General features: G+C 37.1%; 24 protein-coding genes and 2 other annotated features. Of the genes, 10 read left to right on the forward strand and 14 right to left on the reverse strand.

Annotation, left to right across the window (positions count from 1 at the left end):
- Positions 1-3: 3 nt before the first annotated feature.
- The 6 genes from trpB to trpE are packed head-to-tail and all read right to left on the reverse strand — an operon-like array spanning position 4 to position 5,592.
- Positions 4-1,197: a tryptophan synthase subunit beta gene (trpB, locus tag AC0IXC_RS16575; RefSeq protein ID WP_061689057.1), complete on the reverse strand. Its 1,194-nt coding sequence runs from the start codon at positions 1,195-1,197 to the stop codon at positions 4-6.
- Positions 1,194-1,808, reverse strand: coding sequence for a phosphoribosylanthranilate isomerase (locus AC0IXC_RS16580; RefSeq protein ID WP_016119827.1), 615 nt, complete (start codon positions 1,806-1,808; stop codon positions 1,194-1,196). Before AC0IXC_RS16580 ends, trpB begins: the two co-directional genes overlap by 4 nt.
- A complete protein-coding gene (trpC, locus tag AC0IXC_RS16585) occupies positions 1,805-2,566 on the reverse strand; it encodes an indole-3-glycerol phosphate synthase TrpC (RefSeq protein ID WP_078175505.1) in 762 nt (253 codons plus the stop codon). Before trpC ends, AC0IXC_RS16580 begins: the two co-directional genes overlap by 4 nt.
- A 1-nt stretch (position 2,567) precedes the next feature.
- Entirely contained in the window at positions 2,568-3,593 is a 1,026-nt protein-coding gene (trpD, locus tag AC0IXC_RS16590; RefSeq protein ID WP_044437821.1) for an anthranilate phosphoribosyltransferase, read from the reverse strand.
- A complete protein-coding gene (locus AC0IXC_RS16595) occupies positions 3,590-4,177 on the reverse strand; it encodes an anthranilate synthase component II (protein WP_471653055.1) in 588 nt (195 codons plus the stop codon). Before AC0IXC_RS16595 ends, trpD begins: the two co-directional genes overlap by 4 nt.
- On the reverse strand, positions 4,174-5,592 hold the full coding sequence (gene trpE, locus AC0IXC_RS16600) for an anthranilate synthase component I (RefSeq protein ID WP_002086925.1): 1,419 nt from the start codon (positions 5,590-5,592) through the stop codon (positions 4,174-4,176). Before trpE ends, AC0IXC_RS16595 begins: the two co-directional genes overlap by 4 nt.
- Before the next feature lie 51 nt (positions 5,593-5,643).
- Positions 5,644-5,888: a binding site (T-box leader), on the reverse strand.
- Positions 5,889-5,930: 42 nt separating this feature from the next.
- Positions 5,931-6,169: a binding site (T-box leader), on the reverse strand.
- Positions 6,170-6,476: 307 nt separating this feature from the next.
- Between trpE and putP the strand changes: the two genes are divergently transcribed.
- Both putP and AC0IXC_RS16610 read left to right on the forward strand, forming a co-directional pair.
- Positions 6,477-7,955 carry a sodium/proline symporter PutP gene (putP, locus tag AC0IXC_RS16605; protein ID WP_088294061.1) on the forward strand — a complete coding sequence of 493 codons (1,479 nt, stop codon included), beginning with the start codon at positions 6,477-6,479 and terminating at the stop codon, positions 7,953-7,955.
- A 163-nt stretch (positions 7,956-8,118) separates the two neighbouring features.
- Complete coding sequence (locus AC0IXC_RS16610) at positions 8,119-8,517, forward strand: Ig-like domain-containing protein (protein WP_016101541.1); 399 nt, start codon at positions 8,119-8,121, stop codon at positions 8,515-8,517.
- Between the two features lie 30 nt (positions 8,518-8,547).
- On the opposite strand, the gene AC0IXC_RS16615 is transcribed toward AC0IXC_RS16610, so the two are convergent.
- Complete coding sequence (locus tag AC0IXC_RS16615) at positions 8,548-8,943, reverse strand: PH domain-containing protein (RefSeq protein ID WP_002030490.1); 396 nt, start codon at positions 8,941-8,943, stop codon at positions 8,548-8,550.
- An 87-nt stretch (positions 8,944-9,030) separates the two neighbouring features.
- Between AC0IXC_RS16615 and AC0IXC_RS16620 the strand changes: the two genes are divergently transcribed.
- Positions 9,031-9,702, forward strand: a complete 672-nt coding sequence (locus AC0IXC_RS16620) for a DUF4386 domain-containing protein (RefSeq protein WP_061689052.1) — start codon at positions 9,031-9,033, stop codon at positions 9,700-9,702.
- Here AC0IXC_RS16620 and AC0IXC_RS16625 read toward each other — a convergent pair.
- Together AC0IXC_RS16625 and AC0IXC_RS16630 are read right to left on the reverse strand one after the other, a co-directional pair.
- Positions 9,692-10,267 (reverse strand): Crp/Fnr family transcriptional regulator, encoded by a 576-nt coding sequence (locus AC0IXC_RS16625; protein ID WP_471653056.1) that lies wholly within the window; start codon positions 10,265-10,267, stop codon positions 9,692-9,694. The genes AC0IXC_RS16620 and AC0IXC_RS16625 overlap by 11 nt on opposite strands.
- A 181-nt stretch (positions 10,268-10,448) precedes the next feature.
- On the reverse strand, positions 10,449-11,360 hold the full coding sequence (locus AC0IXC_RS16630; protein WP_088294060.1) for a DMT family transporter: 912 nt from the start codon (positions 11,358-11,360) through the stop codon (positions 10,449-10,451).
- A 203-nt stretch (positions 11,361-11,563) separates the two neighbouring features.
- On the opposite strand from AC0IXC_RS16630, the gene AC0IXC_RS16635 reads away from it, so the two are divergent.
- The 6 genes from AC0IXC_RS16635 to exsF all read left to right on the forward strand — a co-directional run bounded on the left by AC0IXC_RS16635 (position 11,564) and on the right by exsF (position 16,779).
- Complete coding sequence (locus tag AC0IXC_RS16635; protein ID WP_002030493.1) at positions 11,564-12,295, forward strand: alpha/beta hydrolase; 732 nt, start codon at positions 11,564-11,566, stop codon at positions 12,293-12,295.
- A gap of 90 nt (positions 12,296-12,385) precedes the next feature.
- Positions 12,386-12,904 (forward strand): YjcG family protein, encoded by a 519-nt coding sequence (locus tag AC0IXC_RS16640; protein WP_002011397.1) that lies wholly within the window; start codon positions 12,386-12,388, stop codon positions 12,902-12,904.
- Position 12,905: 1 nt separating this feature from the next.
- Positions 12,906-13,328 carry a GNAT family N-acetyltransferase gene (locus AC0IXC_RS16645; RefSeq protein ID WP_002064289.1) on the forward strand — a complete coding sequence of 141 codons (423 nt, stop codon included), beginning with the start codon at positions 12,906-12,908 and terminating at the stop codon, positions 13,326-13,328.
- Between the two features lie 99 nt (positions 13,329-13,427).
- Complete coding sequence (locus AC0IXC_RS16650) at positions 13,428-15,494, forward strand: ATP-dependent helicase (protein WP_002140859.1); 2,067 nt, start codon at positions 13,428-13,430, stop codon at positions 15,492-15,494.
- A gap of 143 nt (positions 15,495-15,637) precedes the next feature.
- Positions 15,638-16,108 carry a spore coat protein CotY gene (cotY, locus tag AC0IXC_RS16655; protein ID WP_002011392.1) on the forward strand — a complete coding sequence of 157 codons (471 nt, stop codon included), beginning with the start codon at positions 15,638-15,640 and terminating at the stop codon, positions 16,106-16,108.
- Between the two features lie 167 nt (positions 16,109-16,275).
- On the forward strand, positions 16,276-16,779 hold the full coding sequence (gene exsF, locus AC0IXC_RS16660; RefSeq protein ID WP_002011391.1) for an exosporium protein ExsF: 504 nt from the start codon (positions 16,276-16,278) through the stop codon (positions 16,777-16,779).
- A 76-nt stretch (positions 16,780-16,855) separates the two neighbouring features.
- Here exsF and AC0IXC_RS16665 read toward each other — a convergent pair whose 3' ends face one another.
- Together AC0IXC_RS16665 and AC0IXC_RS16670 are read right to left on the reverse strand one after the other, a co-directional pair.
- Positions 16,856-17,041, reverse strand: coding sequence for a hypothetical protein (locus AC0IXC_RS16665; protein ID WP_033708144.1), 186 nt, complete (start codon positions 17,039-17,041; stop codon positions 16,856-16,858).
- 164 nt (positions 17,042-17,205) lie between these two features.
- On the reverse strand, positions 17,206-17,565 hold the full coding sequence (locus AC0IXC_RS16670; protein ID WP_000899658.1) for a DUF1360 domain-containing protein: 360 nt from the start codon (positions 17,563-17,565) through the stop codon (positions 17,206-17,208).
- A gap of 124 nt (positions 17,566-17,689) precedes the next feature.
- On the opposite strand from AC0IXC_RS16670, the gene exsY reads away from it, so the two are divergent.
- Entirely contained in the window at positions 17,690-18,154 is a 465-nt protein-coding gene (gene exsY, locus AC0IXC_RS16675; protein ID WP_002125979.1) for an exosporium assembly protein ExsY, read from the forward strand.
- Positions 18,155-18,202: 48 nt separating this feature from the next.
- Here the strand turns inward: exsY and AC0IXC_RS16680 are convergent, their stop codons facing one another.
- The 3 genes from AC0IXC_RS16680 to rfbD all read right to left on the reverse strand — a co-directional run bounded on the left by AC0IXC_RS16680 (position 18,203) and on the right by rfbD (position 20,602).
- A complete protein-coding gene (locus tag AC0IXC_RS16680; RefSeq protein WP_002030408.1) occupies positions 18,203-18,721 on the reverse strand; it encodes a CotO family spore coat protein in 519 nt (172 codons plus the stop codon).
- A gap of 147 nt (positions 18,722-18,868) precedes the next feature.
- Positions 18,869-19,639, reverse strand: a complete 771-nt coding sequence (gene fabI / locus AC0IXC_RS16685; protein ID WP_002011384.1) for an enoyl-ACP reductase FabI — start codon at positions 19,637-19,639, stop codon at positions 18,869-18,871.
- A 108-nt stretch (positions 19,640-19,747) separates the two neighbouring features.
- The gene (gene rfbD / locus AC0IXC_RS16690; protein WP_012260557.1) at positions 19,748-20,602 is read right to left on the reverse strand and encodes a dTDP-4-dehydrorhamnose reductase; all 855 of its coding nucleotides are present in this window, start codon (positions 20,600-20,602) and stop codon (positions 19,748-19,750) included.
- Positions 20,603-20,611 lie beyond the last annotated feature (9 nt).

The following is a 20,611-nucleotide window of genomic DNA, read 5'->3' on the forward strand; positions in this document are numbered from 1 at the left end:
TTTTTACACCTCTTCCATATAACGTTTTATACTCTCTACATCTTTATCACCGCGGCCGGATAAACAAATGACAAGTCCTTCGTCTTTCTTCATTTGCGGCGCTAGTTTTAAAGCGTATGCAACAGCATGTGAACTTTCTAATGCCGGGATAATCCCTTCTTTTTTCGTTAATAATTGAAATGCTTCTAACGCTTCTTCATCTGTAATGGAATGATAAGAAACGCGGCCAATATCTTTTAGCAAGCTATGTTCTGGCCCAACACCTGGGTAATCCAGCCCTGCCGAAATAGAGTGCGCTTCTTGAATTTGCCCTTCTTCATTTTGCAGAAGGTACATCATCGATCCGTGTAAAACACCGACACTTCCTTTCGTTAAAGTGGCTGCGTGCTTTTCTGTGTGAACACCTTTTCCAGCTGCTTCAACACCGTAAAGAGCAACTTCTTCATCGTGTACGAACGGATAAAACATTCCCATTGCATTACTACCACCGCCAATACAAGCAACGACTGCTTCTGGTAATTTTCCTTCTAACGCTTCGTATTGCTTTTTCGTTTCTTTCCCAATTACACTTTGGAAATCACGAACAATTTGCGGGAATGGATGTGGCCCGAGAACTGATCCCATAATGTAGTGCGTATCGTGTACATGTGAAACCCAGTAACGAAGCGCCTCGTTTACTGCATCTTTTAATGTGCCGCTACCTGCCGCAACGCTTTCTACTTTCGCTCCGAGTAATTCCATTCGGAACACGTTTAATTTTTGTCGTCTCACATCTTCTTCTCCCATGAAGATGACGCATTCTAAACCGAAAAGTGCACATACAGTAGCTGTTGCAACTCCGTGTTGTCCTGCTCCTGTTTCAGCGACAACTTTTTTCTTACCCATTCTTACCGCAAGAAGTGCCTGACCAATTGTATTGTTAATTTTATGAGCTCCCGTATGATTCAAATCTTCACGCTTTAAATAAATCTTTGCTCCGCCGCAATACTTCGTCATATTTTCCGCAAAATAAAGCGGTGTTTCTCTTCCAACATACGTTTGTAAATAATGATCTAATTCCTTTTGAAACGCTTCATCTTGCATCGCTTCTTTATATACTTCTTCTAGTTCTAATACGGATTGCATTAACGTTTCTGGAACGTATCGTCCTCCGTATATACCGTAATGACCTTTTTCATCTGGATATGCGTAGTTCATTTTGAACACTCCTTCGCTTTTTTAATAAATTGTTTTATTTTCTTTAGATCTTTCTTTCCTTCTGTCTCTACTCCGCTGCTCACATCGATCATATATGGCTGAACGGTTCGAATTGCTTCTTCTATATTAAGGATGTTTAATCCGCCAGCTAATATCGTTTTCTCTCGCAACTCGTTTGGCATATGTGCGAGTAACTCCCATGAGAATGTCTTTCCGTTTCCTCCGTGGAACTTTTCTTTCGGGCTATCAAATAACAGATAATCTGTATCGTATTTTTTCGCATATTCAATATCTTTCTCTAAAGCTACTCCTACCGCTTTTATAGACGGAATATTCAATCTCCTAATTTGATGATTGTCTTCATCCCCATGTAGTTGCACATGCGTTAACCCGCACTCCTCTGCAATTTTCTGGATCACTTCGACTGATTCATTTACGAAAACACCTACCTTGAAAACGTGGGCTGGAATTTCCCCAATAATTTCTTTCGCTTGTCCTGGAGTGATTTTCCGCTTACTTTCTGCAAAAACAAATCCAATTGCATCTGCTCCGTATTCGCAAGCATGTTTTGCTGTTTCAACATCAGTGATGCCGCAAATTTTCACTTTCATATGTTCACCTTACAGTCTTCGAAAAAGTTACTTATAGAAGATGATGTCATAAGTGCTTCTCCAACTAATACACCTTTTGCACCAGCTCGTTTGACGCGAATAATATCTTCTTTTGAATGAATGCCGCTTTCACTAATCCAAAGTAGGTTTTCCTCATTCAGTCGTTTTCCGAGCTTTTCAGTTTGGCTTAAATCTACTTCAAATGTTTTTAAATTACGGTTGTTAATACCGATAACGTGCGGATTTAATCGGATTGCAATTTCTAATTCCTGTTCATCATGAACTTCAACAATCGCTTCTAATCCTTTTTCTAGCACGTAGTTATAAAGCTCGTTTAATTTCTCTTTTGACAATGCTGCAACAATTAATAAAATAAGATCTGCACCAGCTTCATACGCTCTATCAATTTGGATTTTATCGATTATAAAATCTTTACATAAAAGCGGAATGTTACTTTCTGCTCTTGCCGTTTGTAAGTCGTGAAACGACCCTTTAAAAAATTGACCGTCTGTTAAAACCGAAACTGCTCCAGCACCGCATTCTTCATATGTTTTCACTTGTTTTGGCACATCAACGTGTAAATTAATATCGCCTTTTGATGGAGACGCTCGCTTTACCTCTGCTATTACAGTAAACCGCTCTAAAGCTTTTACAAGTGAGTGTGTTTTCCTTTTTTCTTTCACTGGTGAATATGTTTCATATAACTCCGCAACTTCTACTTTCTTTTGCTCTACAATTTTGTCTAAAATCGTCCCCATTTTAATTCACCCTTTCTAATTTTTCATGGCTTGCTGCAATTAATAAGTTTAGTTTGGCTAATGCTTTTCCAGAGTCAATGCTATGTGCCGCTAGTGTAATTCCTTCTTCAATCGTTTCTGCTCTTCCATTTGCGAAAAGGGCTAGACCTGCATTTAATAAAACAGTATCGCGATAGACACTCTTTTCTCCGCTTAATACTCCGAGCGTAATCTTTGCATTTTCTTTTGAATTCCCACCTCTAATTTCTTCATTTTTCACTCTTGAAAAACCATACTTTTCTGGATCAATACTCATTTCTACTATTTCATTATCTTTTAAAACGACGACATGATTTTCTCCCTGTAATGATGCTTCATCTAAAAAGCCACTTCCGTTTACGACGAGCGCTTGTTTTCTGCCAAGTTTCTGCAATACTTCCGCTACCGGCAATAACATATCTCGCTTATAAATACCGACAAATTGTGTTTCTAAATTAACCGGATTCGTCAACGGTCCAATTAAGTTAAAGATCGTCGGAACGTTTAATTCTTTTCTTATTTTCATAATGCGTCTTAATGCTGGATGCATCGCTGGTGCGAATAAGAAGGCAATACCTACATTCTCTAATAAATAGTCAATCTCACCCGGCGTACAGCTTATGTTTACACCGAGTTCTTCTAATAAATCAGCACTTCCTGTTTTACTAGAAACAGCGCGGTTTCCATGTTTCGCAACCTTTACACCAGCTCCGGCAAGTACAAATGCCGATGTTGTACTAATATTGAATGTTTGCGCACCGTCACCACCCGTTCCGCAATTGTCCATCGCGCCTTTTATATGATTTGAAAACGGTAATGCCTTTTCGCGAAGAGCACGAACGAGACCGTATATTTCTTCTGCTGTTTCGCCTTTCGCTTTCAGCAATACTAAGAAAGCTGCAACTTCACTTTCCAATATGTTGTCACTTAATAAAAGAAGTCCCGCTTCATACATTTCTTCTTCTGTTAAATGTTGTCCCTCTACTAATTTTCGAAGATAACTGTTCATACTCTCTCCTCCTCTTTCACTTCTGCTAAAAAGGCATGTATTAACTTTCCGCCTTCTTCTGTTGCAATTGATTCTGGGTGAAACTGTAATCCGAAGAGCGGATAATAGTTGTGACGAACTGCCATGATTTCTCCGTCATCCATCGCTGTCGCAAGTATGTCAAAACACTGCGGCAAACTATTTTGCACTGCGACGAGTGAATGGTAACGCATTGCAGTTAGCGGCTGCGTTACGTACGAAAAGATTGACGTTCCGTTATGTTTCACACGCGATGTTTTTCCGTGTTTAATGCGCTCTGCTCTAACAATTTCTCCTCCAAATGCGGATATGATCGCTTGATGGCCGAGGCAAATCCCTAAGATGGGAACGTTCTTATAAAAATGACGAATAACATCGATACAAATTCCAGCATCTTCTGGTTTCCCAGGTCCTGGTGAGAGCACAATTCCTTTCGGCTTCATCTCCTCTAATTGTTCAATTGTTATTTGATCATTTCTTACGACAACAATTTCTTTCTCGTACTCGCCTAATAGTTGATACAAGTTATATGTGAACGAATCATAATTATCGATAAGTACAATCATTTCATAACCTCCAAAAGCGCTCTCGCTTTATTTAATGTTTCTTCATATTCAGCAACCGGGTCTGAATCGTAGACGATACCCGCTCCTGCCTGAACGTACGCTTTCTCGTCTTTTACAACCATCGTTCGAATTGCTAGCGCCATATCAAGGTTTCCTGAGAATGAAATATATCCAACCGCTCCGGCATATACATTTCTTTTTTCATGCTCTAACGTATTAATAATTTCCATCGCCCTTATTTTCGGAGCACCTGATACTGTACCAGCTGGTAAACAATACGCTAATGCATCAAATCCACTCGTTTGTTTTCGCAATGTTCCGTAAACTTCAGATACAATGTGCATAACGTGAGAGTATTTTTCTACTTTCATATATTTATCTATCGTCACAGAGCCAATTTCACTTACTCTGCCAATATCATTTCGTCCTAGGTCCACAAGCATCATATGCTCTGCTCGCTCTTTCTCATTTCCTAACAGTTCTTTTTCGATTTCCTCATCTTCCTGCTTCGTTTTCCCTCTCGGCCTCGTACCAGCAATTGGGTTTGTCATCACTTTATCCTCTCTTACTGATAACAAACTTTCCGGCGAAGAGCCAAGTACAACATAATCTTGAAAATCGATATAGAACATATATGGTGATGGATTTGCAATTCGAAGTTTCCGGTATAATGCAAATGGATCTCCAATACATTCACTTTGCAAACGCTGGGATAATACAACTTGGAAAATATCTCCGGCCCGAATGTATTCTTTCGCTGTTTCTACCATTTCACAAAATTCTTTTTCAGTTATTGAAGAAGTGAATGATAATATTGATTGTATTTCATTTACTTCCGCTTCTTCTCCCTTTAGCACTTCCTCTTTGTATACTTGCAATCTTTCGTATACTTCTTCATAAGAAGCTGAATCGTCTTCCCTGCATACATATACAAATGACAACTTTTGGCGTAAATGATCGTAAACGGTAAACTCACGATATAGTAAAAGGTGTACTTCTGGAATATTTAATGGATCGTGTAAATCTGCTCCAATGTTTTCATACTGCCGAATGACGTCATAGCCAATATATCCAACTGCTCCCCCGCAAAACGGAAATGGACTGTCTACTTGCGCTGGTGCGATTACCTCTTCTAGCATTTGCAGTACGTTACCCTGCAGCTTTTCTTTTTTCCCATACATCATTCGCTCTACTTCTATACCAACGCTTTTCACTTCTCCATAAGGATTACACCCTAAGTAAGAATAGCGCCCTTTATCTTGATGAAGCTGCGAACTTTCTAATAAAAACTTTTTCTTTCCCTTCATACGTCTATATAAAGAAATTGGCGTAATGCTATCTCCTTCTTCTTCAGCAATTACTAAAAATGTGTTTCTTTGCTCTTTTTGCTTCATAAATTCCTCTTTTGTCATCATGCCTTTCACCTCACTCTGAAAAATAAAAAAGTCCCCTACATATCGAAATATGTAGAGGACGATAAATTCACCGTGGTACCACCTCAGGTTGGACGCAAAAGCATCCCACTTTATTCAGGTACAAAATATATACCTTATCCTTGTAACGGCGGAACCCGGGTTGCCTACTGAAAATAATTGTTCAGCATACCTCTCGTAAGCCCATTCCGTATATGGCACCGCACCGGGCTCCCACCTGTCCCCGACTCTCTGAAACGTCTCCAATATACGTACTCTTCTTACTTAAACGATTTAACATATTTAATTTTTTGTACACAAAAAGGGAGTACTCATCCTATAGAAAGGACGGGTACTCCCGTGGTGCCACCTTAATTCGTTACGAATGTAACGCACTTTGCCGTATCAAAAAATAATACGTGTCTCTTGTATCGATGAGATCATGTCGCCAAAGCCTACTTCTTTCGTTTCGGTTTGGAAGCTCCGAAGCCCATTCCACATCAATCCCATACTGATTCGCACCAACCATCAGCTCTCTGACATGTTCATCATGTGTACTCTTCTTCATCAACGCTTGCATTTTTTTAAGTTGCACTCATTATAGACCTAACTTTTTTCACAAGTCAATACTTTTTTTAAAAAAATATTTCTCCCTTCTTTCAATATTATATTGACAAAACAACGTGTTTTTATGTAAATATAATAAATACTCTATTAAAATTAAGGTTTTTTCGTCTGAAATTTATATATTTAAAAAGTAAAACGATGTCAAAAAACGCTTACATTTCTGAAAATTCGTATTTCTGTATGGATTTTTCAGAATAATCATGATAGATTATAAATATGCATAACGCATCAAAAGACATGACAAAAGGAAGGGGAACTACATGAGTACGCAGATGTTAACTTTAACTTCTATCTCTATTTACATGCTCGGGATGTTAGTAATCGGCTATTTCGCCTACAAACGAACGTCCAACTTAACAGATTATATGCTTGGCGGGCGTACACTAGGCCCCGCAGTAACAGCATTAAGTGCTGGAGCATCTGATATGAGTGGTTGGCTTTTAATGGGATTACCCGGTGCAATGTTTAGCGTTGGATTAAGTAGTAGTTGGATTGCGATCGGCCTAACACTAGGCGCATACGCAAACTGGCTTTATGTCGCTCCTCGCTTACGTACCTACTCTGAAATTGCAAACAACTCTATTACTATTCCAGAATTTTTGGAACACCGTTTCCACGACAAATCTCACATGCTACGCTTAGTATCCGGACTTGTTATTATGATTTTCTTTACTTTCTATGTAGCTTCAGGATTAGTTTCAGGCGCTGTATTATTTGAAAATTCATTTGGTATAAACTACCACGTTGGATTACTCATTGTAGCAGGCGTTGTTGTAGCTTACACACTATTTGGTGGTTTCTTAGCAGTAAGTTGGACAGACTTCGTGCAAGGAATCATTATGGTAGTTGCCCTTATTCTTGTTCCTATCGTAACAATTATGAATACAAACGGACTTGGACCTGCATTTGATACAATTCGATCTGTAGATCCAACACGTCTAGATATTTTTAAAGGTGCCTCTACTTTAGGAATGATTTCTTTATTCGCATGGGGCCTTGGTTATGTTGGACAACCTCATATCATCGTACGCTTTATGGCAATTTCGTCTGTAAAAGAAATTAAAAGCGCGCGAAGAATTGGTATGAGCTGGATGATTTTCTCTGTTGTCGGAGCTATGTTTACTGGTCTTATCGGTATTGCTTACTATTCACAACAAGGTTTGACATTATCTAACCCAGAGACAATTTTCCTTGAACTTGGAAAAATTTTATTCCATCCACTTATTACTGGATTTTTATTAGCCGCTATTTTAGCCGCTATTATGAGTACAATTTCTTCTCAGCTTCTCGTTACTTCAAGTGCAGTAACAGAAGACTTATATAGAACATTCTTTAAGCGTTCTGCTTCTGATAAAGAACTTGTATTTGTCGGTCGTATGGCTGTTCTTGGTGTTGCTTTAATTGGGTGTGCATTAGCGCTTAAACAAAATGATACGATTTTAGCTCTTGTTGGATATGCTTGGGCTGGATTTGGTTCTTCATTTGGACCTGCTATTTTATTAAGCTTATATTGGAAACGTATGACGAAATGGGGCGCGCTTGCTGGTATGATTTCAGGTGCAGCCACAGTAATTATTTGGACACAGTTTAAGTTCCTAAAAGATTTCTTATATGAAATGATTCCTGGTTTCGCTATTAGTTTAATAGTGATCATAATTGTTAGTTTACTAACTAAACCTTCAAAAGAAGTTGAAGAGCAATTTGAGAATTTTGAAAAACAACATATTCATAATCTATAAAAAGAAAGCTCTGCTGTTACGATAACAGCAGAGCTTTCTTTTAACCGTATTTCGACAATATTCTTCTCGAATTTAACAATTTCTTTATGTTTCGTTAAATTTACTATAACATTCTTCCTTTATATTATTAGTATCGACACCTATACAGAAAGGGGACTCCACAATGTTAGCATCTTTACAGCAACAACATATAAGAAAATTTTCACCTATCACAAACACTTCTACTTCTCTTTTAAACATACAACCTAATCCATCCAAAATTTCAATTGCTCCTTCTGTTATATCTGTAATTGGTATTCACATACAGAAAAATAAGCTTAAAATAAAAACCGGACAAAGTGCTGATTTATCAGCTTCCGTTTTGCCAATGCAGGCAAAAAATCAAGAGCTTATTTGGACAAATATGAACTCCGACGTCATCACCATCTATCCGAAAGGTGAGACAGTAACGATTACTGGAAAAAGTGCAGGAAGAGCAGTCGTAATTGTCACAACTGCTGAAGGAAAATTCCGCGACTTATGTATCGTTCACGTACAACCTTATATGACAAATCCAAAGTGACATAAAGAGAGTAGATATGAATCCACTCTCTTACTTTATTTCAATCCCAGGTTTTTTTCTTTTTAACAACAAAATAAATTCTTCTTTATTTCTTGGAGAAATAAGTTCTGTTTCATATGATCCGTAAACAATTTCTAATCGATCGAATGATAGTGCATAGGCGGCTAACGGATTTTTCGTGCTCGAAATTTGTTTTATATCTCGTATAAATATGCACTTTTTAACGAAACCCGATCTAATAGTAATTGTTTCTTCCCCAACAATATATTTTGTTGAAAACCAACTCCAAATAAATAGTATGGCTAAAGGAATTGTAAAAAATAAAAGAAAATATTCTCTCCCTGCAAATATGGGAGCAAAACACGCTCCAATGCCAACGAAAAAAATCGGATATAACCATACATCTTTTTTTGATGGAAATTCCACTAAACTTCCCCTCCCTTGATTTAAGTCAATGAATCTCCTCCTCTTCCCTATTACAATGAAAACAACATTAGAATAGGAGGACGTATTATGACTGAGCGAAATTTTGCCTTATTTGCAGGCACTTCTCTTCTTATCATGGCATTCACTGCATTTTTTTCTTACGGTTTTGTTCACGGAAATCTCGTTGTACCAAGTAATGCGAGCACGACACTCCATAATATTCAAACTTCAAGTTCACTTTTCAAAGCAGAAATTTTCGGATGGATTATCATTTTTATTACGGATATTATCGCCTCGTGGGCTCTTTATTTCTTTCTAAAACCTATCCATACTAGCCTCTCATTGCTAGCTACCTGTCTTCGTCTTATGTATACAGCTATACTTGGTATTGCTATATTCAATTTAACATTTGTATTACTTCTTTCAAAAAGCACAGTTGCTAATTCAGAAGCATATACAATGTTATTTCTAGAAGCTTTTGAATACATTTGGTCTGTAGGATTAATCATTTTCGGCTTACATCTTCTCACCTTAGGGTACGTAACCTTTCAATCTAAAAACATACCGAAGACTATTAGTATATTACTGCTCATTGCTGCAATCGGCTATATCATCATTAACGTAATGAATACGATATTTTCACAATATGATGCGATTATTTCCATTCTTAACGTTGTCTTTCAACTACCGATGATCACAGGTGAACTAGGATTTAGTATATGGCTATTACTTAGAGGTGGAAAAAACTCTACTGTTTGAGTCGTTTCTTAATTCTGCTTAATGATTCTGGCGTAATACCTAGATAACTTGCCAATTGATATTGAGGAACACGATCGATTAAATGCGGTCGTTTTTGTAATAATGATTTGTAGCGCTCTTCTGGTGTCGATGTAATAAATAATGTAAGTTCTTCTTGTACTTCACCAAAATTGTATTCAATCATTTGGCGCGTCATTTCTTCTAACTGTGAATATTTCTTATACATGTCCTTTTCACTATACAGATCGCCAACTACAACTAGACAATCTTCTAGGCACGTTAACGTATGTGGGGATAATTTATCTTGTTTATGATGATTGAAATTTGCGATTGCTTGTTCTTCTGTATAAAAATTTGATGTAACTTCTTTTCCAGATTCATCTATACAATGTTGCCTCACGCATCCTTTTAATACAAAATAACATTTAGACGGAACATCTCCTTGCCCTAGGAGCACTGTTCCTTTTTTATACTCTTCAATTTGTAATTCTTCTACGATCATGCGCTGCTGCTCTGGACTTAATGTTGTAAGATTTGTCATGTATTTCATTAAAATCTCTTTCATTTGGTCTCTCCTTCCCCCTCTATATTTGTATGAGAAACGTATGATGTAACTCCACTATATATTATCTTTTTTCATGCTACATGGCGGGAATTCCCCCTATTAATCTGTTTTATTTTCTGCATGGAACAAAAAAAAGAGAAGTTACCAATAACTTCTCTTTTCGTATATTAGAATAAACTCGTTATAATTCCTGTGTATAAGCCGGTTCGTTCACCACATTTTTTGCTGTTCGCTTTTGTTGCTGTAGTAAGAAAACAGATACACCAAACAATACGAGCATGCTACCGATAATTTGCATTGCGTTTAATTTCTCTCCAAGTAAGAAGAACGCTAGTATAGATGCCCCAACTGGTTCTCCTAAAATACTCATTGAAATCGTTGTTGCATTTACGTAATTTAATAACCAATTATTAATGACGTGTGACACTGTCGGTACAATCGCAAGTAAAAGAAAAATACTCCAATCCCACTTCGTATAGCCTGTAAATGGCACTTGAAGTATAACGTTATAAATCGCTATAAATATACCAGCGAAGGCAAATACAGTGAAACTATAAATCCAATGAGATACTTTCTTTACTGTCGTTTGTCCGATAAATAAATAACCGACAACTGCAATTACACTTAAAAAGGATAATATATCCCCATAAATTGCTTGCTCACTTAGCCCTAAATCTCCCCAGCCAATACACATTACGCCTAGTATCGCAATTCCCATCGTCGCAATTGCTGGATAGGTTGTTCTTTCTTTAAATAAGAAAAAACCTCCCACTAAAGATACGATCGGTTGAAGTGCTAAAATAATCGTCGAACTAGCAACTGTCGTATGCTTTAAGGATTCAAACCATAGAAGAAAATGAAGAGCTAAAAAGAAACCAGATCCAATTAAAAATCCCCAATCTTTTATTTGAATCCTACTAAACTCTTCCCGTTTTTTCCAAACGATCGGCAGCATAATAAGTACGATAATCCATAATCGATACATACTTAAAACGGAAGATGGTGCTGAGGACATCTTTGCAAAAACAGCTGCGAATGAAATTGCTATAATGGAAATTGCTAGTGGTAGTGCGATTGATCTTTCTTGTTTCAAATCCTGTCTCCCCTCTCACCTGTAAAAAATCCCACTTCATTATATCCGTTTTCTTTCACAACTTAAATACTAATTTTTTAGATTCTTCGTACCATTATGGTAAAATAGAAATTAAGGCACCTATTAGTGATTATTTCTTTCCTTTTCACTACAAGCGTCGCTCTTACAATCATTACAGTAAATTTTTATTTAGGGGGATATACATGAATCAAACAATAGGGAGAATTGAAGAAATTTCATTTTTTAGTACATCACTTCAAGAGGAGCTTACACTTCTTGTTTATTTACCAGTAAATTACACACCTCTCCATAAGCATACGGTTGTTATTGCACAAGATGGTAGAGATTATTTTCAGCTTGGTAAAGCGCACCGTGTAATTGAGCGTCTTCGTGAAACTGAAGAAATCGACCGCACAATTATTGTCGGTATTCCATATAAAAATGTACACGATCGTAAGGAAAAATATTTCCCAAATGATGTAAAGAATGCTGCTTACATTCGTTTCCTTGCTCATGAGCTTGCTCCATATATTGATGCAAATTATCCAACGTATCAAATGGGTAAAGGACGCGTTTTAATTGGAGATTCTCTCGGCGGTACAGTTTCCTTCATGACCGCACTTATGTATCCGCATACATTTGGTAAGGTCGTTATGCAATCACCATTTGTTGATGAAACAGTCATGAACTTAGCAAAAGATTTCAAAAATCCGGGGGCGCTGGATCTTTATCACGTAATTGGGACCGAAGAAACAGCTGTCAAGCGTACAGACGGACAAGTGTCTGATTTCGTAGAACCAAATCGCGAGTTAAATAAATTACTTACAGATAGAAATTTCATCACGCATTATGAAGAGTTTGAAGGGAATCACACATGGAAATATTGGCAAGCAGATTTACCAAAAGCATTTTCTCATATTCTATCAATGAAATAATAGAGAGCGGTATTCAGAATAATTTGATATAATAGATAAAGAGATTTATTCTCAAAATCTAACTAGACTTGCAAAGGGAGGAATTGGAACATGAAATTAGGAATTGTAATTTTCCCATCAAAAATGATTCAAGATAAAGCGAACGGATTACGTAAACGTTATGATCCGCATTACGCATTAGTTCCGCCACATATTACATTGAAAACACCCTTTGAGACGCAAGATGAACAATTAGAATCGATTGTGAATGAGTTACATACAATCGCAAATAAAACGAACCCTTTCACCCTTCATGTTGGGAAAGTCGGTTCATTCGCACCTGTTAATAATGTTCTTTATTTTAAAGTAGAAAAAACACCTGAACTTACTTTCTTAAATGAAGAAATGCATAATGGTTTCTTTACACAAGAGCGCGAGTACTCTTTCGTACCTCATTTAACAATCGGTCAAGACTTATCAGACGCAGAGCACGCTGATGTATTAGGTCGATTACGTATGAAAGATTTCTATTATGAGCAACCAATCGATCGTTTCCACCTTCTATACCAATTAGAAAATGGAACGTGGACTGTACATGAAACATTCCACCTTGGAAAGGAGAACAACTAATTTGCACGCACAAATCGTACAAACGGACGAACAACTAAGAGATGCATTCTCTGTACGTAAGCAAGTATTTGTAAATGAGCAACGTGTTTCTGCAGAAGAAGAGTATGATGAGTTTGAAGAGATTTCAACACACGTTGTTATATATGATAATGATGTTCCAGTTGGTGCTGGTCGCTTCCGCATCGTTGATGGAATAGGAAAAATGGAGCGCATTTGCGTACTAGCTTCACATCGTAAAAAAGGCATTGGTAAAATCATTATGGATGCACTTGAAGCGTATGCGAAGGAAGAGTCTCTACCGAAATTGAAACTCCATGCTCAAACACATGCTGAATTTTTCTATAAAAAGCTAGGATACGTGACGGCTTCTGATGTGTTTATGGAAGCAAATATCCCACACGTCGTAATGATAAAAGAATTATAATTTTGTAGCAGGAGGTAGCCCCTCCTGTTTTTTACATTGCTATTTTCTTTTTCTTCCGCTAAAGTTAAATGTTGATGCTATAGTTTTGAAGGTGAATATATGACACAAGAAAAATTTTCACAAAAACCGTTAACACACGCTGGTATTCCGCAAGCGGCGTATCATATTCCGAAAACATCTACCCATTTAATTATGGAAGAAGATGCAGATGCGGCGTATTTCCGCGCTTTAGAACAGCAAGGTGTTTATTTAAATGAAAAACAGTTAGAAGCAGTGCAAACGACAGAAGGACCTGTCCTTACACTAGCTGGTGCTGGAAGTGGTAAAACATCTGTTTTAACAACTCGCGTTGGTTATTTAGTTAACGTAAAACATGTCCATCCGCGAAATATTTTGCTGCTGACGTTTACACAAAAAGCAGCTGAAGAAATTCGAAGCCGTGTAGCGAATTTACCTGGTATGAATCATGCCGCAAGTAGCTATGTCGTTGCTGGTACATTCCACTCTGTCTTTTTAAAATTGCTTCGTAGTCAAGGATATAATCAGCAAATTTTAGCAAATGAAAAACATAAACAAATTATGATAAAGAAAATTTTGAAAGAATTGCGCTTAAAAGACGATTATGATGCCGAAACGATACTCGCTATGATTTCACTTGAGAAAAACAACTTGAATCGTCCGAAAGATGTAAAAGCGAAAACACCGGTTGAACAAGAGTTCAAAGAAGTATACGAACGTTTCGAAGAGGTAAAACAACGACACAATTATATCGATTTTGACGACATCTTATTAGAAATGTATTATATGTTAGAAAATAACGCTCCCCTGCTTACTCAATTACAAGAGCGTTTTCATTACATTGAAGTAGATGAGTTTCAAGATACGTCGTATGCACAATATGAAATTGTAAAATTGTTAGCCACGCCGAGAAATAATTTATTTATCGCAGGTGATGACGATCAAGCGATTTACGGCTGGCGAGGGGCAAGTCACCAAATTATTTTATCTTTTCCAAAGGAATTTGATAATACTACGATTATCGCACTTAATACGAATTATCGATCTAATCCATTTATCGTAGGACTTGGAAATGAAGTTATTAAGCTCAATCAAGAACGTTTTGATAAAGAGCTATATTCTGTTCGTAACGATGGCATACAGCCGTTTTATGCACGACCTGTGACAACTCTTGATGAAGCAAATCAAATTTTGCAACTCATTCAGGAAAAAGTAGATAGTGGTGAACGAAATTATAAAGATTTTTGTTTATTATATCGTACACATTCTGTAAGCCGTTCTTTACTTGATCAGCTTACAATTCATAAGATTCCATTTATTAAACATGGAGCGAGCCAATCGTTCTACGAACATTCTTTAATTAGGCCCGTATTAGATCACTTACGACTCGTGCTTGAACCGTTCCGCCTCGAATCACTTTCAAATATATTACCAACAATGTATATTGGCCGTGATGAGTGCATTTCATTTATTGAACGTGAACAATGGAAATATGGTGAGGGCCGTTTCCCTTCTCTTCTTCATTTTCTATTACTAAACCCAAGCTTGAAACCTTTTCAAGTTAAAAAAGTAAATGAGCGAATCGATTTTATTAAGTTTATAAAAGAACTTGAACCGAAAAAAGCATTGAAAGAAATTATTCATGGTAAAGGAAAGTATTTAGAGTACTTACAAAGTAATGACCGTTCTTCCTTTACGATGCATAAGGACATACAAGAAGAAATGTTAGAAGAATTAATGGAATCAGCAACTCGCTTTACGGATATTCCAGCTTACTTACAATTTATTAACGAGGCCATTCAAGGTCAAAAAGAAATGGAAGCATTAAAAACAATGCCGCAAAAAGATGCTGTATCGCTTATGTCAATTCATAACGCGAAAGGCCTTGAGTTTCCATGCGTCTTTTTACTCGGAGCAAGCGATGGTATATTGCCGCATACTTCTTCTTTAAAAGATGCAAATGACCGTGTGACGGAGACTTCTGAAGCATTAGAAGAAGAACGACGATTACTCTATGTCGCCATTACACGCGCAAAAGAAGAACTTTACATTTCCTCCCCGCAATTTTTCAGAGGAAAGAAACTAGATATATCTCGTTTTCTATATACTGCGCAAAAAGATTTACCTGAAAAGACATCCATTAAATAATGGGTGTCTTTTTCCATATCACGATATGTACATCCCCTCTATATAAATTCCCTGTTTCTATCCTGAGAATTAACGTAATATCAACCATATCCCGTTCATATTGTAATAGTGTATGTCAGAACTCACGATAAGGAGTGAACATAATGAGCTGCAATTGTAATGAAGATCATCAACACCATGATTGTGATTTCAACTGTGTATCTAATGTCGTTCGTTTTATACATGAACTACAAGAATGTGCAACCACAACATGTGGATCTGGTTGCGAAGTTCCATTTTTAGGAGCACATAACACTGCATCAGTAGCGAATACACGTCCTTTTATTTTATACACAAAAGCTGGAACACCTTTTGAAGCATTTGCACCATCTGCAAGCCTTACTAGCTGCCAATCTCCAATTTTCCGTGTAGAGAGTATAGATGATGATGACTGTGCTGTATTGCGTGTATTAACTGTAGTTTTAGGTGATGGTACCTCTGTACCACCTGGTGATGATCCAATCTGTACATTTTTAGCTGTACCAAATGCAAGATTAGTATCAACCTCCTCTTGTATTACTGTTGATTTAAGTTGCTTCTGCGCTATTCAATGCTTACGCGATGTTTCTATATAAAACTGAATACTAATTTAAGCATGGATTGGGTGGCAGATGATTCTGCCACCCAATCCATGCTTAAAAGGTATTATTATGTATTTTTTATAAAATTGGGAACTTGTCTAGAACATAGAACCTGTCCTTTTCATTAACTAAAAGTAGAAACAGATAAAGGAGTGAAAAACATGTTCTCTTCTGATTGCGAATTTAATAACATTGATTGTGAGGCGAAACCAGCTAGTACACTACCTGCCTTCGGTTTTGCTTTCAACGCTTCTGCACCTCAGTTCGCTTCACTATTCACACCACTACTATTACCTAGCGTAAGTCCAAACCCAAATATTACTGTTCCTGTAATAAATAATACAGTAAGTGTCGGAGACGGTATTCGAATTCAAGTAGCTGGTATTTATCAAATCAGTTATACATTAACGATCAGTCTTGATAACGTTCCTACTGCACCAGAAGCTGGTCGTTTCTTCTTATCATTAGGTACACCAGCTAACATTATTCCTGGATCAGGTACAGCGGTTCGCTCTAACGTTATTGGTACTGGTGAAGTAGACGTATCCAGTGGTGTTATTCTTATTAACTTAAACCCTGGTGACTTAATTCAAATTGTACCAGTTGAACTGCTTGGAACTGTAGACATCCGTGCTGCAGCATTAACAGTTGCACAAATTAGCTAGTAAAAAGCGGTATTTCTTAATTGAAATACCGCTTTTTATTTTTACAATAAAAAACACTCACCGTAACATGAGTGTTTCATTCTTCATATTGTTTTATTGTATTCTTCTTTTTCCCACAGTTGCATCCCTTTTTTTTCACAAATCCTTGTTGCTGTAACTGTTCTTGATATGCCTGTTGGTGTGCTTGTTGCTGTTGCTGTATGTTATACCACTGCTGTAGATCATATGAATTTTGCCTTGGATTATTGCTCACAGCAAACATCTCCTCTACTGTCAATTCTGTCTATTTACTATATGAACAACTCTTTATTTCCGTTCCCGCATCCTCTTAAACTCCGCTTTTTCTAACATCATGAAGATTTATCCCGATTGGTGCGGGCTGATAATTAGCGGGGGATGCCCCACACTGATTAAATTTTCACTTTATTATTCTCCCATAAAATATCCTGTAATTGTTTCAATGATCGCTGCTGCACCTGCAATGGCTAATAATGCTAGTACAGGCTCTGCAACAATAGGAATCCATTTATATAAAACTAATAAAAAAGCACTAACCCACACACCTGTACACCAATAGCAGCTTAATAATTCTCCAATCCACTTTCTTAATCCTTTCCCTTTCACCTTTGTAAAAGTCGATACACTTCCATCAGGCTCTGTAATCTCTAACTCATCAATAAACGGTCTCCGCAAAAAGGCTGTAATTTTATCATAAACAATAAGACGAGTTAACCTAAATGCAGCTAGCGCAAAAATAAAAAATAAAAGCCAGCTTGTAAATAACATAATTCCACCTTCCCTATCCTCTTTAGCCTATTTAAAAAAAAAGGTCTTAAGATTGTGACCAAATCTCCCCCACTCCAATATCTTATTAATGTAAATACAAACAAGAAGATAAGGAGTGACATTAATGAGTTGTAACGAAAATAAACACCATAGCTCTTCTCACTGCGTAGTTGACGTCGTAAAATTCATCAATGAACTACAAGATTGCTCTAGTTCAACATGTGGTTCTGGTTGTGAAATTCCATTTTTAGGAGCACACAATACAGCAGCAGTAGCAAATACACGCCCTTTTATTTTATACACAAAAGCTGGAACGCCATTTGAAGCATTTGCACCATCTTCAAGCCTTACTAGCTGCCAATCTCCAATTTTCCGTGTAGAAAGCGTAGATGACGATAGCTGTGCTGTCCTACGTGTGTTAACTGTAGTATTAGGTGATGGGTCTCCTGTACCACCTGGCGACGATCCAATTTGTACGTTTTTAGCTATACCAAATGCAAGATTAATCTCGACATCTACTTGCATTACTGTTGATTTAAGCTGCTTCTGTGCTATTCAGTGCTTACGCGACGTTTCTATAGTTAAGTAAACTAAAAAACTATTGGGGTGGTAGAAGCTTTCTACCACCTTTACATATTTAAAAGCCGGCCATATCAATCGATTTGATGTCTTCTATAGATAATCGAATATCTCTCATACTATTTGGTGGCATAATGGATACAATGCCATTACGGTAAGATATAATCGATCCTATATATGAGACGGTCGTCGTTCTTATTCTACATCTTATTTTTGGAATGTAATGAGGACGATTTAATAAAAAATGAATTTTTTCTTCATTATTCATATCCTTAAAGGATTTATTGTAAGGGACCGTTCTCACTTGCTCTTCCTCTACTTTTTCTTCCACCTCCACTTGAGGCTCCTCTCGTGGTTCTTGTTTCTCTTGTTCTACCACTTCTTCCACAGCACTACTTACAATACTTTCATTTCTATTACTTTGCTCTTTTTGATCCTCATCTTCGAAATTCGTTAAAATAATTCTTTTTATTTTCGGTGCAGCGAGTTCTAAATTTACTTGTGCAATATATAACAACGGTTTTCCAACTGTTGAACTTTTATTTTTATTCTTCACACTCGTCCCTCCCACTTCCATACGTAGCTGGATAAATCGTGTACTATTATAGTTATATTCATAACGTGGCTAGAACTTTCGTTAAAAATCGTTCTTTCTGGGAACAATTAAAAAGGACAGTCTCAACGTTTAGAGACTGTCCTTTTTAAACTTTAATTCCTATTATATTTATCCTAAAATATGATATCCTGAATCAACATGAATGTTTTCACCTGTTACTCCGCGTGCTAAATCACTGAATAAGAATACTGCTGTATCTCCAACTTCTTCTGGAGTCGTCGCACGACGAAGTGGTGCGCGTTCCTCAATTTCTTTTAAGATTGAGTTAAAGTCGCCTACACCTTTCGCAGATAACGTACGAATTGGTCCTGCAGAAATAGCGTTAACGCGAATGCCATGTTGTCCTAAATCGTTCGCTAAATATTTCACGCTAGCTTCTAACGAAGCTTTCGCAACACCCATAACGTTATAGTTTTTCACAACGCGCTCGCCGCCAAGGTATGTTAAAGTTAAAATATTTCCGCCTTCTGTCATCACTTTCTTCGCTTCTCTTGCTACAGCTGTTAAAGAGAATGCACTAATATTTTGTGCAAGTAAAAATCCATCGCGAGAAGTATCTACAAATTCGCCTTTTAAATCATCACGATTTGCAAAAGCAATACAGTGTGCAACACCGTGAATTGTACCAACTTCTTGCTTAATAGTTTCAAAGCAAGCTGTAAGTTCTTCATCATTCGTTACATCACAAGGTAATACAAGTGATTCTTGTCCTTCTAATGTTTCCGCTAGTTCACGAACATTTCTTTCTAAACGCTCTCCTGCATATGTGAATATTAATTTTGCACCTGCATTATGCAAAGAGCGAGCAATTCCCCATGCAATACTTCTTTGGTTCGCAACGCCCATAACAACAAATGTTTTCCCTTGTAATAGTTCCATGATATATCCTCCCAGAAATACTTATACTTGTTATTAGTACCTGATACTATAATTATAGTACCATAAAACCTCTTAAAGGCAAACAAAAAAGTCACTAACATAAATTTGTTAATGACTTTTTGTTTCTATAAAAAACCTTTCTAATCCTTCTTCCCAAGTAGGCATTTGTAAAAAACCATTTAATTGTAGCATTTTATGCTGAAAGATCGAATATTTCGGTCTCACTGCCGCCGATCCAAATTCCTCAGTCGACACAGGTAACACATTCACTCTTATTTTTGTATGCGAAAATATTTTTTGAGCAAATTCAAACCAAGAACATGAACCGCGATTTGATACGTGATACGTACCGTATAAGGATGTATGAATGAGCTTATTAATCACAGTAATTAAATCCGCCACGTACGTAGGAGAACCAACTTGATCAGCTACAACAGATATGTTTTCTCTCTCTTTTCCTAATCGTAGCATCGTTTTCACAAAATTATTTCCATACTTACCATACAACCACGATGTACGAACTATAAAATATTTATTATGTAACTCTTTTACGAACTGCTCTCCTGCAAATTTAGAAGCTCCATATATATTTATCGGTGCTGGATTATGAAATTCATGATAGCCATCCGGTTTGTCACCTGGAAATACATAATCGGTACTGACATACACTAACTTAGCCCCTACTAATTGTGAAGCAACCGCTACATTTCGAGCTCCAATCGCATTTATTAAGTAAGCAAGATCCTGTTCTTTCTCAGCACCATCTACCTTCGTATACGCTGCACAATGAACAATTGTATGTGGCTTTATTTCTTGTACCACTTGCTTAATTCGGGATATATTTGTTACATCTAATAACTTTTTATCAAATGGATATATGTCATATTCCTCAGAATTCAACTCTTCTTGTAGTTGCTTCCCTAGCTGACCGTTCGCTCCCGTTATGATAATCCGTTCTTTCATCTACATGCC

The sequence above is a fragment of the Bacillus sp. AC266 genome (assembly GCF_979253805.1).

Excerpts from the sequence above, each read along its gene's own strand:
- trpB (WP_061689057.1), bottom strand. The coding sequence starts at position 1,197 with ATGAACTACGCATATCCAGATGAAAAAGGTCATTACGGTATATACGGA.
- AC0IXC_RS16580 (WP_016119827.1), bottom strand. The coding sequence starts at position 1,808 with ATGAAAGTGAAAATTTGCGGCATCACTGATGTTGAAACAGCAAAACAT.
- trpC (WP_078175505.1), bottom strand. The coding sequence starts at position 2,566 with ATGGGGACGATTTTAGACAAAATTGTAGAGCAAAAGAAAGTAGAAGTT.
- trpD (WP_044437821.1), bottom strand. The coding sequence starts at position 3,593 with ATGAACAGTTATCTTCGAAAATTAGTAGAGGGACAACATTTAACAGAA.
- AC0IXC_RS16595 (WP_471653055.1), bottom strand. The coding sequence starts at position 4,177 with ATGATTGTACTTATCGATAATTATGATTCGTTCACATATAACTTGTAT.
- trpE (WP_002086925.1), bottom strand. The coding sequence starts at position 5,592 with ATGATGACAAAAGAGGAATTTATGAAGCAAAAAGAGCAAAGAAACACA.
- putP (WP_088294061.1), top strand. The coding sequence starts at position 6,477 with ATGAGTACGCAGATGTTAACTTTAACTTCTATCTCTATTTACATGCTC.
- AC0IXC_RS16610 (WP_016101541.1), top strand. The coding sequence starts at position 8,119 with ATGTTAGCATCTTTACAGCAACAACATATAAGAAAATTTTCACCTATC.
- AC0IXC_RS16620 (WP_061689052.1), top strand. The coding sequence starts at position 9,031 with ATGACTGAGCGAAATTTTGCCTTATTTGCAGGCACTTCTCTTCTTATC.
- AC0IXC_RS16625 (WP_471653056.1), bottom strand. The coding sequence starts at position 10,267 with ATGAAAGAGATTTTAATGAAATACATGACAAATCTTACAACATTAAGT.
- AC0IXC_RS16635 (WP_002030493.1), top strand. The coding sequence starts at position 11,564 with ATGAATCAAACAATAGGGAGAATTGAAGAAATTTCATTTTTTAGTACA.
- AC0IXC_RS16640 (WP_002011397.1), top strand. The coding sequence starts at position 12,386 with ATGAAATTAGGAATTGTAATTTTCCCATCAAAAATGATTCAAGATAAA.
- AC0IXC_RS16650 (WP_002140859.1), top strand. The coding sequence starts at position 13,428 with ATGACACAAGAAAAATTTTCACAAAAACCGTTAACACACGCTGGTATT.
- cotY (WP_002011392.1), top strand. The coding sequence starts at position 15,638 with ATGAGCTGCAATTGTAATGAAGATCATCAACACCATGATTGTGATTTC.
- exsF (WP_002011391.1), top strand. The coding sequence starts at position 16,276 with ATGTTCTCTTCTGATTGCGAATTTAATAACATTGATTGTGAGGCGAAA.
- AC0IXC_RS16665 (WP_033708144.1), bottom strand. The coding sequence starts at position 17,041 with ATGTTTGCTGTGAGCAATAATCCAAGGCAAAATTCATATGATCTACAG.
- AC0IXC_RS16670 (WP_000899658.1), bottom strand. The coding sequence starts at position 17,565 with ATGTTATTTACAAGCTGGCTTTTATTTTTTATTTTTGCGCTAGCTGCA.
- exsY (WP_002125979.1), top strand. The coding sequence starts at position 17,690 with ATGAGTTGTAACGAAAATAAACACCATAGCTCTTCTCACTGCGTAGTT.
- AC0IXC_RS16680 (WP_002030408.1), bottom strand. The coding sequence starts at position 18,721 with ATGGAAGTGGGAGGGACGAGTGTGAAGAATAAAAATAAAAGTTCAACA.
- fabI (WP_002011384.1), bottom strand. The coding sequence starts at position 19,639 with ATGGAACTATTACAAGGGAAAACATTTGTTGTTATGGGCGTTGCGAAC.
- rfbD (WP_012260557.1), bottom strand. The coding sequence starts at position 20,602 with ATGAAAGAACGGATTATCATAACGGGAGCGAACGGTCAGCTAGGGAAG.